This is a genomic window from Providencia sp. PROV272 (genome assembly GCF_049901975.1).
Lineage (GTDB): Bacteria > Pseudomonadota > Gammaproteobacteria > Enterobacterales > Enterobacteriaceae > Providencia > Providencia stuartii.
Genome location: NZ_CP096291.1, coordinates 3,934,738 through 3,953,357, shown reverse-complemented (window position 1 = coordinate 3,953,357; position 18,620 = coordinate 3,934,738). Strand labels below are relative to the sequence as shown.

Here is an 18,620-nt window from a genome sequence, read left to right as displayed (position 1 = left end):
GATTTGTTAATTAAATTCAATTGATAGCTTGGATATTATGATTCAGATTTATCAAATTGCGGTGGGTCATATATTAACTCAGTAAGTACATTACTTAGATGTTCACATTCAGAGTCATTAATTTTAGCTAAGCAATCGGATAAGCCTATATTAATAAGTTTACTTTTAGGTAACATTATGGTTCTATTAATTATCAATTTTAATATAAATATAAAATACTCATCATTATTAATATATTTCCTCAGTTCTATAATATTAGGTACATTTTTTTTTAAAATGAAAAATGTATAGTTTATTAAAATTAAATTTGATATGAAAAGCTCTTGTGTTGATTGTAGAGGCTCAGTTATATCATTTAATATACTAAAAAATCCGCTTTCATTTTTTTTGGTTAAATTGATAAATCTCACAGGATTTAAGTGTTCAATTAATCTATCATTAAATGAAATTTCTAATTCTTTATAAAGATCGCTATCACCAAATGATATGTATTTCAGTATTTCAGTATGAAATAATTTAATGTATATCCCGTGATAAATATCTTCTTTTCTATCATGAATTTCATTTATAGCATCTAAGAAATCAATGTAACCAAGATTGTCGGATAAGAAAAAAATTTTATTTTTTATATACTTAAATCTAGAAAAGGTTTCATAATGTAAGAATAGTTCGCATAAAAATGACTGTAAGAGTTCAGTTTTTATTTCGTCCGTAAACTCATCACTATTACTAATCTTATTCATTTGAAGGATGAAAAAAAATAATTTCAAATCTCTATTTGTCTTTTTTTTTGTCTCAACTCGAAAAATATATCCAAACCGTGACAAGACAACATTTATAATATCAATATCTTGACTGCTATATCCTGCTGATTCCATTCTTTTTATTGTATCATCAAAAGAATGATAATCATCAGTCCATCTTATTAAATCACACTTATGATTTTTAATCTTTAACTTCAAATAAAGAGATTCATCATAAGTATCTTTTTCAAAAGAAAAAATACTCATGTTTATTTCTTTTGCTCTTGAATTTAAAAAGAAATTTAACTTATTTTTTAGCAAAAGTATCATTTCACTTTTGAAATTAGTTAGCATATCTTCTTCCACTTTTTCCATTCTCCTGATTTTCCTTTTTTTTTGTATTTCTATGCCAAGATTGAATGGGAAAGTAGAGCGTTCTCATTTAACAGATAAACAGGAATTTTATCAATTAATCGATTATAAAGATGATGTCGATTTACATGAAAAGTTAGCTGAATGGGAAGTATTTTATAATTGTCATCGTCTCCACTCAGCTCATGCTGGTAAAACACCGTATGAAGTGTTAAAAAATAAGCTTGGTTTTTAAGGCTAAGCGTCAGCCGAGGTTCTGAGTGACACACCTCAATAAAATTCAATCTTACAGTCTTCTATATTATAATTCTCACCCGTAGTTAAAATTAGTTTGTTATCAATTATCTTACCTGTAATCAATCCTAAATTAGCAGCACCTTTCTCAATTTGCTTACGCCACCCATTTAAGTCTCCTTTGTATGAGAGAGCATGAAAGAGTTTTCCATCAGGAGTCCATAGTTTACAGTTTTCACTTATTGCTCCTCCACTAGTAGGTATGATTGGAGTTATCTTATTGATTATTTTATTAAATAATCCGTTACCAACAAAGTTATTGCTTCCATCATCGGACACATAACGATACTCTCTCCACTCAACTGGTACTGCCCCTGGTGCTTTATCGCTTATTTTCATTCCATCACCTTGAATGTTATGTTCTCCAACCCTGCATTTTTAAAAATCGTATTATAGTGTGCTGCAAAATCGGCACTATTTGTATGGTATATAACTTCATCAAATGCAGCTGAATATTTTTTTGCTTGAGATAAAACTGTTTGCTGCTCTTTTATTGCAAAAGATGCTTTTCCAATTGAACTCTCTGGATTGCGTATTGATTTAGCCCAACTATCCACATATTTTGCTTCTATAGCTGTTACTTTTCCATTTAAATTAACAACATGATCAGCTATCCCATTAACACTTTTTCCATCTACTATTGCAGTATATTCTCTTGATGATTGAGATAACTTTCCTCCATACAAATCTTGTACTTTTTGCTCATATGCTCTTGCTTTAACTCCACATGCAGACAGCCCCCACGGATCGATCCACGTCAGCGGATTTGGCGCATACTGGTACAGGTTCAATCCGCCTGCCAGCCCGATGGGGTCTTGCTGGGTAAAGCGGCCTAAATCTGGGGCGTAGTACCTGAAGGTATTATAGTGCAGGCCGGTTTCTTTGTCGAAATATTGTCCTTGAAAACGCAAGTTTTGTTCACTGTTAAACTCACCGGTAGGGCGGGCCTGACGCTGTAAATTCCCCCAAACACCATATTGACCTTGCCAAACGAGATGACCGTCACTGTTGGTGAGCGCCTCCGGCAATCCGTTTAAGCCACTGTGCGTGTAATAGATGGCGCACCGTGGATTGGCGGGGGTATCCGTGCACTCAATACGGGCTAAGGAGGTATAACTGTGGTCATTATACGCATGGTACACCGTGGTGTGCGGTTTGGTGCTACTGTGCTCATGGGTAAGCACCATCCCCACCCAGCCAAAGGTTTGCACTTCATCCGGCTCACGGGTGGGGTAAGTGAGGGTATTGGCTATCGCACTGGCTTTCCATAAGCGTTTTTCAATCCGCCGCCCGAGGATATCGTAACGGTATTCCGCGCGCTCATAACCCAGTGGGCCTTGGTGAATATCGACCGCAATAATCCGGTTTTCTGCATCGTAATGATAATGCTGTCCGGAAGTGCTGCCTTTTTCACAACGTGAAACCATGCGCCCAAAACCGTCATACTGATAATCAAATTGGTCGCTATGGTGCACTTGGTTATGCAGGGCACTTTGCTGACGATCTTTAAATAAATTTGCCGCTTCATCGTAGCGAAAATGTTCCGTTTGCACCGAGCCTAAATGCTGGGTTAATTGCCCTAAGGGGTCATACTGATAGCTGTTATAGTACCAGTGCCCTGACGTAAATAAATCATTCCCTTGGCCGTAACTGACACTGCGCTCAATCAAGTGATTGCGCTTATCCCAGCGGTAGCGGCGGTCAAGGACCGGCGTCGTGAACACCGATTCATTCATCCGACGGGCGACTTGATGGGTGATACGCCCTCGGGTGTCATACCCCGTTTCATTGTCCAATAACCCGCTGGTGCGGCCCGTTTCACGGTGCAAACGGTCTCGCTGATATTCCGCTAAGACGGTGAGTTGGTCGTTATCACGCCAGTTGGTTTGCTGTAAGTGACCGGAGCCGTAGTAGAGGTACTCAAAAGCCCGGTTATTCGGCAGTTGTGTCTGGGTTAAATTCCCCAACACATCGTATTGATGATGATATTCCCCGGTGGCATTGCGCTCACTGACTAACTGCCCCAGTGTGTCGTAAGTGAGGGTCAACTCATCGTCATAACTCACCGTCGCCCCCGTCCGTTGCGCCTCATACCAGCGCGCTATCGGCACCTGACGCACGGTCACTTGGTTCTGACTATACCCATATTCCGTGCGGTATTCCCCGTTCTCACGAGACCGTAAACGACCAATCTTATCGTAATGCAGTTGCATCAGGACTGGCGCGAGGGCGGCACTTCCGTTCAGCGGCTTGGCGGGGGTAGTCAGTATCTGCGTCAGGTTTCCCACCTCGTCATACTGATACTGTTTTTGTTGACCAATAAGGTCTTGCTCCTGGGTCAAGCGATGAAGGGCATCGTAGCCAAAGCGGTACTGTTCGCCGTGCTCATTTTCTAATGCATTCATGCGCCCTAACGCGTCATAGTGAAAATGCAGCCAATGCCCCGCGGGGTCACGACGTGCAATGACTTGCCCCCGACGATTACGCCGCAGTAGCGTGTGCTGGTCACCCACATCGGTTAATCCGACCAGTTGCCCCGCATCATCATAGTCGTAGCGGTTTTCCGTGTTATCGGGCAACTTTTCTGACAGCAATAAGCCTGTTTCACTGAACGTGTAATAGGTGGTTTCATTGAGCGCATTAGTGATACTGCGCAATTGCCCCCACTCATCATAGGTGAGGGTGGTGGGGTAACCGGAACAGTCGGTTTGGCGAATAAGCTGACCGCGTGGGTTATAGCGATAGTGGGTTTCATTGCCTTTGGCATCCACTTGCCCGATGCAATTGCCTTGCTCGTCCCAAACAAACGCCGTGATGTGCCCCAAGGGGTCAATCACACGGCGGACATCGCCTTTATCGGTATATTCCCAATGCCTCGCCGCCCCATTGGGCAAGGTTTGCACGGTCGGAAAGGCAAAATCCTTGTCCCAATCGTAGCAAGTGGATTGGTTTTCGGGATCCGTCGATTGCGTTAAATTTCCGCGTTCATCATAGGTATAAACCCACTCACTGGTATCTGGCGCAATGGCTTTGGTTAAGTGGCGATTGGTGTCCCACTCAAAGTACCAAGTTTCATTGAGCTCATTGGTGTATTCAATGATTTGCTGTTGTTCATTCCAGCGACGGAAGGTGCTTCCTAAACCATGCTGAACGGTTTTGACGGTGCGCTCGGCTAAATCGTAGATGAGTTCTGTGTGCTCTAAACACGTTTGGCCTTCTTCTTTTAACCAGTGTTCAACGACCCGCCACTCCGGTTCATTGTCTTCAAGGGTAAAGGTGTCAAAGCGTTGCCAGCGATAATGGCTACTCAACCCCGTGGCATATTGGTGCATCGCCATTAAGCCGGACTCTTCATCCCAGCCAAAACGGCGCGTGATACGGTTATCCGCGTCAGTGACCTGAATTAACCGCTGCTGTTCATCGTAATCATAGGTCACCAGGGTTTTTTCAGCTTGCCCTTGATGATGCGTTACCGACGTTAATCGCTGTGAAAGTGCGTCATAGTGCAAGCGGATATCCGTTAAATACGCATCATCATGAATTTGCACCAGTTCACCGTCATTGGCATAACGGTAATTTAAGGCATTGTTATGGCGGTCAGCGCTTTTCATTAAGCGCAGGGTGTTGATTTTATGGGGGTTGGCTTCAAACAGTTGATAGTCACCGTCAGTGGATTCGACAAGGAAAATATTATTCACGGTGCGATAAACTTTAAACCCTTCATCCTGATAAAACACTGTTTGGCCGAGGGCTATTTTCCCCAGGGCTAAACGGCGCCCCGATGCGTCATGGTAGTAGATATTTTCATTTTCAAGCCCCTTGCCGGTTGACTCGATTTCCAAGGACACATCAAACGGCATTGCCCAACCACGGCCCAATCGGCTCTCGCGTTGGTTCCGACTTTGGTAGATACGTGACCAGACTAACGGATAAGCCCCCTCAATAATAAAGTCCGTATCATTTTCACCATTGAGGACTTTCGACCCCGTAGCGGCATGAACGGGATGGTGTAAACTATTGAAAGCTTGTACCACCGTTGCCGTCACCATCGAACCAACCGCGGTGCCGACAATTTCACTTACCAGCGTACAACCGACTTTATTTAAACACTGCTTAATGGCAGCCATTCCGCCTTTTCGCATTAAGGTTCGCAGCCCCCCCACAAAGAGGCCGCCAAGAATTTCACCGAACATCTCTGCAAACGGGTTACGGCCACTCATGATGTCGCGTACCACCACACTGTTCCCACCAATGCGCACAATCCCTTTTTCTTGATTGTCATCGATTTTGGCTTCACAGGTGCTTCTATCCCCATTACGGCACGCCGGCTGGCTATTGATTTGAACCCTTTTTGATCCTTCCGCTAAAAAGTAGGGCTCACTTGCACAATGCCATTTATCACATTTGATAATATCGAGGGGCATCGGTTCAGCATGAGGGTGCTTATTCGCCTTAACGGGGGACAGTATGCTGTCAAAAAAGCCTTGCTTAGGCGATGGATATTCTGGGTATTCGTCAGACAGGGGGTCAATAGGCGCCGCATTATTCGGGGTGCTAAGTGCTTTTTTGGCTAACGCAAAGGGAAGCATGCCCGGAATAAGCATTGTGGATTTTTCCAAAATACTCAAGGCAATATCGAGCCCTTTTTTTTCTTTAGGGGGCGCATTGTCTTCTGCAATAGACGCTAATAACAAGGGGGTAGGGAGTTTTCCTGCCGCTCTTGCTGCCCGTTTTCCCTTGATACGCACATTGGGTGAGCCGGTTTTTATTTCGCCATCAGGCGAACTGAGCCCAAAGAGGCTATCAATCCCATCCGCGACCCAATCCGCAGCAGCATCAATAACACTGCCGAGAGCAAATCCGGTCGCCAATCCCGCGCCAATAAAAACAGCCGTTGCTGCACCGGCAGTTACGCCTGTCAATACAACTGCAGCAGCCCCTACCGCCGCATAGACCGCCCCTTTAACCACACCACAGACAATATCTGCCCATATTGACGAGTGCATCAATTTATCGCCTTGCTTCGCCGCGAAAAATTCATTTCCCATGAGTATGTCCTTATTCAATCGTCAGTATGGTCATTGTGAATTCAAGTCTGCTTTCGGTTAATTTGAGTGCGGTGTAAAGCTGTCCCGCAGGGTGCGCCAGTGTGCGAGCTCTGCATTTGAAAACGGTTTAATTTGGCTATAAGTGACGACTAAGACGTTGCCTTCCACGTGAAATGCCGCTATCCATTGATAAATACTGATGCCTTTTTGTTTGGTCTCACAGTAAATTTCACTCCCCGTGAGACCTTGCTCTGTGCGAAAAGCGGTTGGCGCTTTAACGACGGCATTTTTTATTTCACGTTTAATGGCGCTTAGCTGTCCGGCGAGATAATCACTTAGCTCGATGTCTGGCGACAGTGCCTCACGGGTGATGGAGATGCTGCCTTCTAGGGCAGGAAAACGCAGCATATTCACGGTATTATCTTGATATTTATCACTGGGTAGTGTGAGGCGACCCTCTTGAAATAAGTAATGCATACTCAACCTTATTTTTCAGGAAAAAATTGGGATTTTGTGCTGGCAATGGTGTCGGTATTCGGATCTATTTTAGTGATCCCTGGCGCGGCATTGTCCATATTGAGATCGAGGATCTCACCCGTGGCAATTTGCCCTGAACCACTGGCATAAAAATCAAAATTTTCACACGCGATGGTGACCCTCCCCGAGGGACTCAATTGAAGAACGGACGTACCGCTGATAAGACGGATCCCTTTTGCGGAAGCGATGACCACTTCACCATCGACAATAGACTGTTGATTCCCAAAGACGACATTCTTTTGGTCAGACTGTACTGAGGTCGATTGAGAGCCATGCACTGAAACCGTTTGGTTTTGTAGGATGACTTCTTTGTGGTTGGCCCCCACGGTCGTCGAACGATTATCCCGTACTACCGTATTCATGTCTTTTTGCGCATGAATAAACACTTCCTGCTTACCGTCCTCATCCTCAAAACGTAACTCGTTAAAGCCCTCGCCCTTATGGGTTTGAGTGCGGAACGTGGTGCGTGTTTTGTTCTCAGGAAAACGAATAGGGGGAGCATTGCGGCCATCGTAAGTGCATCCCGTGATAATGGGGCGGTCAATATCCCCGTTCAGGTAACTGACTTGCACAACGGTGCCGATACGGGGCACGGCCGAAAAGCCGTAACCGTTGCCGCTCCATCCCATGGCGACACGCACCCAACAGGAAGCGCTGTGATCGGGCTTGCCGTAGCGATCCCAATGGAAATGCACTTTGACGGCGCCGTACTCATTGACGTAAATCTCTTCCCCCGGCGGCCCCACCACGGTCGCCAATTCATCCCCATCGGCCGTCGGTTTATAACGGTGTGGCGGACGCCACTCCTCACGACCCGGTATAAAGGAGACCGTGTTACTTAATTGCGTTCCTTCGCCCCCGCCATTGTCGGCTAAGGGTTGCACGCCGTGATGGGTGACCGTGATGACTTGCCAACTGTCATTCATCGGGGCGTGTGGGTGATTTTGCAGGGTGAAAATTTTGCCTGGGCGCAAGGCAAAGCAGTTCGTGGTGGCATTGCCCACGCGGCTGCCGCTGCGTAACTGCTCAAAACGGGCTTTGGTCAGGGGCTCCCCTTCGGCATCCAATTGAAAACGCCCGTAACTTTCAAACACACTGTGCTGCCCACCGCCTGCTTGCTGATCTTGGTGCATCAGCGGGTAAGAGGGGCGCACATAGTTGTTGTCTTTTTGGATCAGTTGATCGGGGCACAGATACTCTCCGTACTGCCATGTGGTGGCGGTACTGTCGGTGATATCGGTGTTCGCTTGCGGGTTGTAAGTCAACGAGATCCCCGCGGTCATGCCCATGTGCTCATCACTGTAGAACATCTGATCTTCTTCAAACCAGAAGTTGATCCCTTCCTCAAAGGCTAAGCGACACCAAAAGTCATAGGCGGATTCCCGTTTTTGCGTGGTGTAGATCCGTTCCGGATGCAGCGCTTCACGGTAAAAAAGACAGTCTGATTTGACGTGCGCTTCATCCAATAACGTCTTTAAAATCGCGGGGGCGTTTTGGTCTTGGAAGATACGGCTGTCCTGATTGAGGGTCATGATCCACATTTCAGGGCGGATATCAAAATGGTACCACGTTTTCACGCCATCGGTATTGCCTTGGACACCGCCCGCAAGAATGCCATTGACGGTGCGCACAATCTGCCCATCCCGTTTGACCGTCAGTGAGGCGGCTTGGCCTAAATGCGTTTGGAATTCAATATAAGGCAACAAACTCACCACATTCAGGCTAAGGTTATATAAGGAAGAGAGCCCTTCGGTGAGGGTAAAATCGGTGACTTGAAAGGTGCCCGCAGGAAATAAGCCGATTTCACAGGTAAACACTAAACCGCTCGGCTCGGCGGTTAACCCTAACGCGCTGCGTAAGGCCGCTTGCGCGGTATCCGGATCGGCAGGGTTGAGCCCCCCTGTCAGCCCGCCGCCGGGGGTCAACATCGCGGCGGGGGCCTGCAACGAGGACGCCGCACTGGCCGCTTGTTGGGCCAAATTGACGGCTTGTTGTGTTCGCGCAGATGCCTTTGACATCGCCGCTTCCTTGGCTTGGTTAATGGCTTCGTCCTTCAGCATCGACGCCAGATCAGGGGATGATTTTTTCGGATCTTTTGAGAACATGGTCAGGCTCCGGGTTAACGGGGAGAGTGCATCACGTTAAAACAGACAAGGACGAGCCCGGGTGAGCTCGTCGAATGAGGCGATTACGCTTCCAGCGGTGCACGCCAGTCGTCAGCACCGGAAGTGCCTGCCACTGTGTGCTCCCAGTCGACCTTACGGTAAGAAAGCGACACTTCGATGAGCTGCGTGTAATCCGCTTTGGCCGGATCTTGGCAGTGTGGCATTTGGCAATCGATGTTGACGATAGTCGCATCGGTCAGCGTGGTGGTGAAGAAGTGCTCTTGCTTCCCTTCAACAGACGTGCGGTACCATTTCAGTTCCACTTTTGGCAGCATTTCACCGGACGCCAGTGCGTTGTACAGCAGAGGGACCGCTTTGTTTAATGCCACCGTAAAACGGAATGGCTTGTGAGCACGTTGGCCTGAAGGTTGACCGGATTGGGGGTCAGTCGGTACGGTCACAATGTGGGAAAACTCTTGCACCAGCATTTGGTCTTCATGACCTTGTACATAGATGTTACCGACGGATTCAGGGGTAAATGCTCCCGCAGTGATGTTGCCCTGCGTTTTACCTTCGATAGAGATATAACATGGAGTTGGCATAATGCGTCCTTTTATTATCCTGAGTTATCATAATAAGTCAGGTGATGAGTAACGATGGTTTATTGCAACAAGAGCAATATATTCCTTGCTCAATATCATTAATATCAGCCAATGCGCACGGTGATTTTGGTTAGGGGGAATGATATATATCGAGGGTAGGGATGTAAATATATCGGAATAGTCCGAACGGCCTAGGATAAGTGACTTAGCGTAAAATAATTGTCATGACGATATTTACTACTTTCGAAATGGCATTTTAGGCGTGAAAACAGAGTGAAGTATTTTCGCTTTTGTTCGTTATTTTGATGAAAAACGCTTAACTATCGAAAATATTAGCAAAAATCTATGTACATTGAGCGAAAAAACGTTCCAGAAAATTCCTAACGTTTAATTGCTTTAACCTATTGTTTTATAAGTGTAAAAAAATATCATCTAAAAACGAGATAAAAGGAACGGAATTTTTTAACGACTGCGATTTTTATCTCTAATAAAGCGAAATAAATTGAGTTATTATTCTGTCATTAAGTATTAAATATTTATAAACAAAGCGTTAGGTTGTTGCTATTGCTTGAGGAGAGTGTTTGGGCGGATATTGCCTATCTCTCCCCTTATTTTTTAATTGATTGATATCTATCACTAATTATTGGGGGAGGTGCACAGTTCGGTTAAAACGGGTTTTTGCTGACGTTATTTTAGTCGTGATAGCGTTGGTGCATGATGGGATATTGGTCATTTTTAGAGGTCAAGCTCTTAAATAATATCAAGAAATGATATTTTATCATGGCAGTAGGAGAGGCGAAGCGCTGAATACCTTTCACCATCCCCTAGCAGTCCGTTGGATCCACGTCAATATTCCACTTCACCTTGCGGCTTTCTGGCTGGCTCTGCAACTCTGGTAAAATTTGAGCGGCAAATTGCTGCAAATAACCTCGTGATGGATGCTGTAAAAGCAGTTGCCAGCGGAAACGCCCGCCACGCTTAGCTTGAATGGCAGGGGTGGGGCCTAAAATCCATAAGCGTGAATCACTGTGTGGATGCTCAGAAATATAGTGACGGACTTTCTGTAAGAACTGCCTTGAATCCTGATTATTGTGATCTTCTGAACGGATTAAAATATGGCTGGAAAAGGGGGGCAACATGGCGATGCGGCGTTCGTCCATCGCTTCACGGGTAAACGCATCATAACCATTTTCTAATAAGGTCTGTAATAGTGGGTGCTCAGGGTGGTGAGTCTGTAAAAATACTTCCCCTTGTTTACCTGCTCGGCCAGCACGACCTGATACTTGTATATAGAGCTGAGCAAAGCGCTCGGCAGCTCTAAAATCACTGGAAAACAGTGCCCCATCGACATCCAGTAAGGCAACTAAGGTGACGTCAGGGAAGTGATGCCCTTTTGCTAGCATTTGTGTGCCAATGAGAATACGCGCGCCACCCGCGTGTACCTCATTCAAATGCTGCTCTAATTCACCCTTGCGGCTAGTAGTATCTCGGTCAATACGCGTAACAGGGACATTGGGGAATAACGTATTGATCCCTTCTTCGAGTTGCTCGGTTCCCATACCCACAGGAACAAGGTGGGTTGAGCCACATTGAGGGCATTGTCGGGGGATAGGTTTTTGGCTATCACAATGGTGGCAGCGTAACTGATGGAATTGTTGGTGCAAGGTATAATAGTGATCACACCGTTGACACTCAGCTATCCAGCCACACTCATGGCAGAGCAACGCAGGTGAATATCCTCGGCGGTTTAGGAAAAGGATCACCTGATTATTTTGTGCGAGGTGATCTTGAATATGTTTAATCAATAAATGGGATAAACCAAACTTTAGTGGCTGCCCTTTTAGGTCGATAAGATGCTGTGTCGCAGGACGTGCATTACCTGCCCGTAATGTTAAGTTTAACTGACGATATTTCTTCTGCTGAACATTATATAAGGTTTCTAAAGAGGGCGTTGCCGTGCCCATAATAATGGGAATATTTTCTTTTTTGGCTCGAAATACAGCAAGGTCACGTGCATGATAACGCCATCCATCTTGCTGTTTATAAGAGCTATCGTGCTCCTCATCAATAATGATGATCCCTAAACGGGAAAACGGGGTAAAAAGTGCGGAGCGTGTGCCAATCACAATTGCGTTGGTACCTTGTTTCGCACGTAACCACACAGCAAGGCGCTCACTATCATTCAAACCTGAATGAAGAACGTCTACGGGGGCATTAAAGCGCTCGCGAAATCGGCTAATGGTCTGTGGCGTTAATCCAATTTCAGGAACGAGTACTAACGCTTGTTTACCCTGAGCGAGAATATTTTCTAATACGCTGAGATACACTTCTGTTTTACCCGAACCAGTGATCCCTGCAAGTAACCAAGGTGAAAAGTGATCATCTTCTGCACGAATGGCCCCAACTGCGGTGGCTTGCTCGCTATTAAGGCGTAAACGCTCGCCACATACGGCAAATTGTGACTGCCATTTTTCGGTGACGGGTTGGACGGGGTAAAGTTCGATATAATCTTTCTTTTTTAGAGTCCGTAACGTATTTTCACTCAATTCAAGTTCACTGACTTGATGACGATACACAGGGCGGCGGCGTAGTAGGGCGAGTGCCTGTTGTTGCTTAGGTGCACCTTTTAAAGTATTTAGGTCACACTCTTGCCCGAGCGGTGTAGCTTGCCATTGCCAAATAGGTGAAAATTCAGCCGGTTTCCCCTGACGTAACAAAATGGGGAGTGCGTGGAACAACACTTCGCCAATAGGGTAATGGTAATATTGTGCAGACCACAGCAATAGCTGCCAGAGGTCATCAGGGAATAAGGTTTCATGATCGAGCACAAGGTCAACGGTTTTTAGCTGATCTTCAGGAAGTTCGCTGCTATGGCTATGATCCACAACAACACCGAGTGCTTGCCGTTTACCAAAAGGCACCAAAACACGGCTGCCAATCGGTGGAATTGGCATGTTATCCGCTAAGCGGTAATCAAATGCGCGGTTTAAAGGAACAGGTAAAGCCACCTGAACGACGATCATAACTGGAATTCCGTCTGGTTTTTGTGCGAGAATAGTTTCATTATTTTGTTAGGGTACCATAAAAACTACGTGGTTTTCATTGCGTGATACAGAGATTTTCTGTATGATCCGCCGCCTTTGGTATCTAATTTTGCCAATAAAACATTTTTAATCAACACGACGTGTGGTGTCCGGCGTTAGGGCTGGAATGGCGACACGGCCTTAATAGAGGTTTTCCCATGAAAAAAGGTATTCATCCTAAATACGAAGAAGTTACTGCAACTTGTTCTTGCGGTAATGTTATGAAAATCAATTCAACTGCAGGTCACTCATTGAACCTGGACGTTTGTGGTAACTGCCACCCGTTCTATACTGGTAAACAGCGTGACGTTGCTACCGGTGGTCGTGTTGATCGCTTTAACAAACGTTTCAGCATCCCAGGCGCGAAGAAGTAATCAAGCCTGTGAAATGCAAAAAAAAGGGAAACTCAGTTTCCCTTTTTTAATGGGGGTAATATGGCTGAAAATCATTTAACGCCTTCCAGCCATTGGGTTCTTACCAGTGATAAGAATAGCCTAAACCTACATTTACACTGTCATGTTTGTAGTCAGTTTGTTGCCAACCGACACTGGTGCGTATTGTTGAGTTTTGGGTAACGTTAATATTGAGCCCTGCAACTGCGTAAGGGTTAACAGTACGCTCATCACCTTTATCGTAGGTATACGCACCGACATAAGGGATGTAACCCGTAAACGCATCACGATCACTATTGAGTTTAATATCTGTACCAATCTTACCATCTACTTGGAATACCTCATTGAGATTATGTTTGATATTCATTCCTAATTGCAGATCGGTACGTTTGTTACCCATACGGCCATATTCTGCTGCAAATTCAGCATTTTTGGTCTCGGTATAGCTGCTACGGCTAATTTTTTTATAGGATAAAGCAACTTCAGGCATTAACCGCGTCTGAGAGGTTAATGGAAGACCATAACCAATACTTAGGCGTGCTTGATAGCCTTTGATGGTTGCATTTCCTTCCCCTGCTTCTGTATTTTTCAATGTATCACGAGTGATACGGACATCTTGATTTAGATATGAAGCGGATAAGTCTGCATATAGACCGTTGTTATTCAGGTTTTGTTGATAGCGAGTGAATAAACCAATAGCCGGGCGGCTATTGTTTCGGGTGTCATAATTATCCGCTAAGGTCGTATTATGAGCAAAATTCACTGCTGCACCGACAGTCCAATTTTCAGCAGGTAAACGTAATGCGCTATACAGACCAGTTGCAACGCGATGATTATCACTTAGGCTATCATATTGAGAGAAAAGACCAACACAGTAGCTACTGTCGCCTAATTGGCAACGGCTATTACTTAAATGATTTAAACTACTTTGATAAAAATCGAGAACTTTAAACCCTCGGTTTGCCGTGCGTGACATTGCATAGCTTGAATGAGTGGCGTCAACGGTCACGATATTCGGTTCAGTTTCTGAACCCTTGATCTTCCAAAGGGTTGCATGGATATCATCTTCATCTGTTTGAGCGGCACCAACAATAATCAAGCCATCTTCGGAAACGGCATATGCCGTTGAGGAGCCTCTATTATCAGATGCTAGAGTGCCTAAACCAACCATCCCTGTACTTTCAGACCAGCGATACGCACTAAGTTCATTGTGATCATTATAGGCTTCGCCAACAATCACAGAACCACTCCCATTCATATCAAGAGCCTCGGAGAATCCAGAGTTATCGGCTTTTAATGAACCAAGGCTAACCATACCTGTTTTTTCTGTCCAACGGAAAGTTTGTTGTTCATGGGCAAACTCACTATCTGAACTCCCAACCACAACAGAGCCGTCTTTTGAGACAAAATCAGCACTAGACTGACCACTTTTATCCGCTCTAAGTGTACCGAGGCCAATCATGCCTGTGGTTTCTGTCCATCTGAAAGCATTATTTTGATTGTTATCGGTGTCTGAGAAGCCAACGACAACGAGTCCATTTGCAGAAGTCGCATTGGCTGCAGAGTTACCGGAACCATCAGATTTTAAGGTGCCTAACCCCTGCATTCCTGTCTTTTCTGTCCATCTAAAAGCATTCATCGCATTATTGTCAGTGCTTGAATCACCGACAATAGTAGAACCATCCGCAGAGATGCCATTAGGATCGGAACGGCCTGAATTATCGCTTTTTAGTGTCCCTAAGCTACGCATGCCCTTATCTTCAGTCCAGATAAAGGCATTTCCTAAGTGACTGCCATCATTTGTAAATATCTGGCCCGTAATAACGCTTCCGTCATCAGAAACAGCTTGTGCATAGGAGTGTGCATTTGGGGTTAAGCTTTGTATCCCCGTTTTTTCAGTCCATCGAAATGCATTACCTTGCCCATCGTCAGTCTCTGAATAACCGATGATAACTGAACCATTTTTTGATATGCCATTGGTTGATATGCTGCCACTATTATCTGATTTCAGTGTTCCTAAGCTCACCAGACCACTTTTTTCAGTCCAACGGAAAAGATTGTCTCTTTGCGTATCGCTAGCAAGATTCATAACAATGATTTTGCCATCTGCAGAAATATGCAATGCCTCAGAATAAAATCCTTTTCGGTTATCCAAATTTATTTTCTTTTCTATTTCAAGTGGTTTTTCTGCCGCATAACTTTGTGCTGCTAGTAATGAAATACCAATAGCGACAAATGTGCTGATTTTATTTTTTCTCATAATTTATTACGTAATAATAGTAGGAAGTAGAATGAGATAATGAGTTATCAAATTACTTGTTAAGTAAATGTTCTAATATTACCTCGACAATTATTAGCTCATTATAATAGAATGAAAAATAAACAAAACGTTTAATGTTGAGTTTGGGTTTAAATCAAAATAATAAGCTGAATCAGGGTGTTGAATATTGTGTTTTAGGATGTCTATGAAAGAATAGTGCTCAATATAAATATTTTTTTTCTAAAGAAAAGCGTATTTTTTATATAATAGAAATGTAAATAAGAAAAATATTAAATCAGTAATAATGATACTTATCGCTTGTGACTTTGAATTTTAATCTAACAAAGTCATTTTTTTTGTTTTTAATGAGGAACAATTAATTTTAATTTGGAGATTATGAGTAATCTATATTACACCAATATTAGCGTATTGGTTAATACGCTAATTGTCCTATATAGCTATTAATATTTGCGGCAAGGTGCCGGTGCATATTGTGTATCCGCAGGGAACGGATTAGCGTCACATAATGGTAAGGTTTCGCGCACTTCAAAAAAAGCGATACCGATAACGCCAATATTTCGTTCATCGCCTTGTACGTTTTGATTCACGTAGGATGATTCAGGCGCTGCAAAACGAAATGCGGCAACTTGGTTGTTATTCTTGCGAAAACCTTCAATGGTCAGTTTTTTGCCTGGTCGAATTAAATAACCATTATTTTGGTAAGAACCTGCTTGCCCATTGAGGACATCAAGGCCGTCGACCGTTGTCACTACCTCATAAGTTTTATTTCTATCGCTATTTAGGATCCGCAATGTATAGCGCATACCCTCAGTGGCTGGCAGTTTATATTGCCCTTGGGAATTGCGGTAAATTGGCATTGGTTGCCCATACTCATTGATTACTGCGACAGAGAGAGGAAATACCTTGATATAAGGTTGGGTGTAAGCATGATTTGGTACGCGTTCACCTTGATAATAAATAGTGACAGTATCATAGGGTTGATTCGTCATGCGAGTGGCTGTCACACCTTGGACGGAAGAGCGGATATCTTCACCCCATTGTGTACCCAATGTTTTTGCACTGGATGTAGATTGTGCTTCATATGCCACATCTGAGCGAGAGTCTACCACTTGTCGTGGATAAGAAGAGCAGCCAGTAGTGACCAACAAAGCGGCACCGAATAACGTCGCAGTAGCTTGAAAATAGGAGCTCATGACTTTAATCCTTACGTATTTTATTTTCTATGGAAGAAGCACGTAAAGTGTAAATAAGCACAAAAAATAAAGCTTGAAGGAAAGTCTGAAATAGAAATAAATAGGAATAATTCCCCTTATCTTAGTGATTGATCACTCTTCGCCAATTAAGACGAATAAGATAAGGGGATAGCGTTTAGTATTCCCAAGTTTCTGGGTCAATACCTAATTCACGCATAATCTCTTTTGCAGCCTCAGGAATTTCATCACTGCGCTCTTTACGCAAATCTTCATCATTTGGCAGCGGCTGTCCAGTGAAGGCATGCAAGAAAGCTTCACACAGTAATTCACTGTTCGTTGCATGACGCAAGTTATTGATTTGTCTACGAGTGCGCTCATCAGTTAAAATTTTCAGCACTTTTAATGGGATAGAGACTGTAATTTTTTTAACTTGCTCACTTTTTTTGCCATGCTCAGCATACGGACTGATATATTCACCGTTCCATTCAGCCATGAGTTACCTTGGTTAGTTTCATCAATAATAAAAAAATAATATGCCCGTCATCTTTCAAAGAACAAATATGAATAATCTCAGATCTCAAACCGACATATAAGTTAGTATACGCATCACATAAATTATCATAATTTCTGTTTTAAATTAATGCGTTAATTTACATTGCGCAAATTACAATCAATTTACGCATAATCATTAGGGATGATTATTCCATTACTTGATATAAACGTAAAGAGGTTTAGACGTCTAGATATATTGACGTCCAAACATCCAGTGGGTATTATTTGACTCACCGTCAATCAGGAGAAGCGTTTATGGCCCTCAAACCGTCGACTATCGCTATTCACAATGGATTAAATGAAGACTCGCAGTTTGGCTGCGTCGTGCCCCCTATTTACCTATCGAGTACTTATAATTTTACCGGCTTTAATGAGCCTCGAGTTCATGACTATTCGCGTAGAGGTAATCCTGGGCGCGATATTGTGCAAAGGACACTTGCACAACTTGAAGGCGGCAGCGGTGCGGTAATGACCAACAGCGGAATGTCGGCATTACATCTTTTATGCACTGTTTTTCTGCAACCGGGTGATCTCTTGGTAGCCCCACATGATTGTTATGGGGGGAGCTATCGTTTATTTAATAGCCAGCACCAACGGGGAGCCTATCAGGTTCAGTTTATTAATCAAAATAACCGATCAGAGCTTCTTGCGGCGTTAGCGAAAAAGCCGAAGTTAGTCTTAATTGAAACACCAAGTAACCCACTATTAAGTATTTATGATATTGAGCAGATTGCACGATTAGCGCATGATGCAGGGGCGTTTGTTGTTGTAGATAACACGTTTTTAAGCCCTGTCTTACAACAACCTATCGCGTTAGGTGCCGATTTTGTGGTGCATTCTTGTACAAAATATCTTAATGGTCATTCAGATATTATTGCGGGGGCAGTGATTGCCAAAGAGGAAAAATGGGCCATAGAATTAGCATGGTGGGCGAATAATATTGGCGTCACTGGTGGGGCATTTGATAGTTATCTGTTGTTAAGAGGAATGAGAACGCTGTCACCCAGAATTAAGCAGCAGCAGGCGAACGCCCAAGAAATCGTCAATTATCTTAAAGCCCAACCGTTGGTGAAAAAGTTATATTATCCTGGGTTAGCAGATCATATCGGCCATGATCTTGCTGTGAAACAGCAAAAAGGTTTTGGGGCGATGTTGAGTTTTGAATTTAATGGCGATGAACAACAGTTACGTCGGTTTTTGAGTACACTGTCATTATTTACACTTGCTGAGTCATTAGGTGGTGTTGAAACGCTTATTTCGCATACTGCCACCATGACACATGCAGGTATGTCGGCGGAGGCTCGGGCGGCAGCAGGGATCACAGATAGTTTATTGCGCATTTCTGTGGGCATCGAAGATAGCCAAGATCTCATTGCAGATTTAGACAATGCATTTAGGATAGCAGCACAACGTTAGTG

12 protein-coding genes and 1 pseudogene are annotated in these 18,620 nt (G+C 44.0%); 3 read left to right on the top strand and 10 right to left on the bottom strand.

Features of this window, described 5'->3' with window-relative positions:
• Window positions 1-35 precede the first annotated feature (35 nt).
• Window positions 36-1,118 carry a hypothetical protein gene (locus tag M1E93_RS18375; RefSeq protein WP_154635307.1) on the bottom strand — a complete coding sequence of 361 codons (1,083 nt, stop codon included), beginning with the start codon at window positions 1,116-1,118 and terminating at the stop codon, window positions 36-38.
• 34 nt (window positions 1,119-1,152) lie between these two features.
• On the opposite strand from M1E93_RS18375, the pseudogene M1E93_RS18370 reads away from it, so the two are divergent.
• Window positions 1,153-1,350: pseudogene (locus tag M1E93_RS18370) on the top strand (integrase core domain-containing protein); the annotation flags it as partial.
• A 35-nt stretch (window positions 1,351-1,385) separates the two neighbouring features.
• Here the strand turns inward: M1E93_RS18370 and M1E93_RS18365 are convergent.
• The 6 genes from M1E93_RS18365 to priA all read right to left on the bottom strand — a co-directional run bounded on the left by M1E93_RS18365 (window position 1,386) and on the right by priA (window position 12,724).
• On the bottom strand, window positions 1,386-1,748 hold the full coding sequence (locus tag M1E93_RS18365; RefSeq protein WP_004924618.1) for a hypothetical protein: 363 nt from the start codon (window positions 1,746-1,748) through the stop codon (window positions 1,386-1,388).
• Window positions 1,745-6,457 carry an RHS repeat-associated core domain-containing protein gene (locus M1E93_RS18360; RefSeq protein WP_169342371.1) on the bottom strand — a complete coding sequence of 1,571 codons (4,713 nt, stop codon included), beginning with the start codon at window positions 6,455-6,457 and terminating at the stop codon, window positions 1,745-1,747. Before M1E93_RS18360 ends, M1E93_RS18365 begins: the two co-directional genes overlap by 4 nt.
• A 57-nt stretch (window positions 6,458-6,514) precedes the next feature.
• On the bottom strand, window positions 6,515-6,934 hold the full coding sequence (locus tag M1E93_RS18355) for a DcrB-related protein (protein ID WP_104873148.1): 420 nt from the start codon (window positions 6,932-6,934) through the stop codon (window positions 6,515-6,517).
• 8 nt (window positions 6,935-6,942) lie between these two features.
• Window positions 6,943-9,099 carry a type VI secretion system Vgr family protein gene (locus M1E93_RS18350; protein WP_426207045.1) on the bottom strand — a complete coding sequence of 719 codons (2,157 nt, stop codon included), beginning with the start codon at window positions 9,097-9,099 and terminating at the stop codon, window positions 6,943-6,945.
• A gap of 83 nt (window positions 9,100-9,182) precedes the next feature.
• Entirely contained in the window at window positions 9,183-9,701 is a 519-nt protein-coding gene (locus tag M1E93_RS18345) for an Hcp family type VI secretion system effector (RefSeq protein ID WP_004924610.1), read from the bottom strand.
• Between the two features lie 824 nt (window positions 9,702-10,525).
• Window positions 10,526-12,724 (bottom strand): primosomal protein N', encoded by a 2,199-nt coding sequence (priA, locus tag M1E93_RS18340; RefSeq protein ID WP_004924606.1) that lies wholly within the window; start codon window positions 12,722-12,724, stop codon window positions 10,526-10,528.
• Window positions 12,725-12,942: 218 nt separating this feature from the next.
• Here priA and rpmE point away from each other — a divergent pair, with 218 nt between their 5' ends.
• Window positions 12,943-13,158, top strand: coding sequence for a 50S ribosomal protein L31 (rpmE, locus tag M1E93_RS18335; protein WP_004924604.1), 216 nt, complete (start codon window positions 12,943-12,945; stop codon window positions 13,156-13,158).
• 100 nt (window positions 13,159-13,258) lie between these two features.
• On the opposite strand, the gene M1E93_RS18330 is transcribed toward rpmE, so the two are convergent.
• The 3 genes from M1E93_RS18330 to metJ all read right to left on the bottom strand — a co-directional run bounded on the left by M1E93_RS18330 (window position 13,259) and on the right by metJ (window position 17,143).
• Entirely contained in the window at window positions 13,259-15,436 is a 2,178-nt protein-coding gene (locus M1E93_RS18330) for an autotransporter domain-containing protein (RefSeq protein WP_104873151.1), read from the bottom strand.
• Between the two features lie 461 nt (window positions 15,437-15,897).
• Window positions 15,898-16,650: a hypothetical protein gene (locus tag M1E93_RS18325; protein WP_004924598.1), complete on the bottom strand. Its 753-nt coding sequence runs from the start codon at window positions 16,648-16,650 to the stop codon at window positions 15,898-15,900.
• 175 nt (window positions 16,651-16,825) lie between these two features.
• A complete protein-coding gene (metJ, locus tag M1E93_RS18320) occupies window positions 16,826-17,143 on the bottom strand; it encodes a met regulon transcriptional regulator MetJ (RefSeq protein WP_004924597.1) in 318 nt (105 codons plus the stop codon).
• A 314-nt stretch (window positions 17,144-17,457) separates the two neighbouring features.
• On the opposite strand from metJ, the gene metB reads away from it, so the two are divergent.
• On the top strand, window positions 17,458-18,618 hold the full coding sequence (gene metB / locus M1E93_RS18315) for a cystathionine gamma-synthase (RefSeq protein WP_014657255.1): 1,161 nt from the start codon (window positions 17,458-17,460) through the stop codon (window positions 18,616-18,618).
• The last annotated feature ends 2 nt before the right edge of the window (window positions 18,619-18,620 follow it).